Origin of the sequence: Serratia sp. 506_PEND, assembly GCF_001076875.1 — a bacterium.
GTDB lineage: Bacteria > Pseudomonadota > Gammaproteobacteria > Enterobacterales > Enterobacteriaceae > Serratia > Serratia marcescens.
The window spans coordinates 1-284 of record NZ_JVEL01000030.1; the positions used below are offsets into that span (position 1 = coordinate 1).

The 284-nt window shown below is 59.9% G+C and carries 1 protein-coding gene; it reads right to left on the reverse strand.

Annotated features, from left to right (window positions below; translation table 11 throughout):
* Positions 1–284: contractile injection system protein, VgrG/Pvc8 family (locus ADK28_RS00730; RefSeq protein WP_256364567.1), on the reverse strand; the 284-nt coding region annotated here is incomplete at both ends.

A 284-nucleotide genomic window follows, 5' to 3' on the forward strand; every position in this document is an offset into this window, starting at 1 on the left:
GCTTTTTCACCTGGAAAATCCGGCAGTTGGTGCGAAGCCCGGTACGCCACAAAGCGGGTCGCACAATGGCCTCGTAACGGGTGCGTCGGAATCCCGTATCCCCCTGAGCAAAATGGCTCACTATCCCGCTGACCCGTCGCTGCAGCTCGCCGTTGTACCAGACCATCAGCTCACACGACTGGTCCAGCACGTCGCCAAAATCAATCCCCGGCTGCTGGCTCGCCAGTTTCAGGCTCAGCGCAAACGGCGCATTCAGGGCTTCCTTCAGCTCAAACTCCACCACC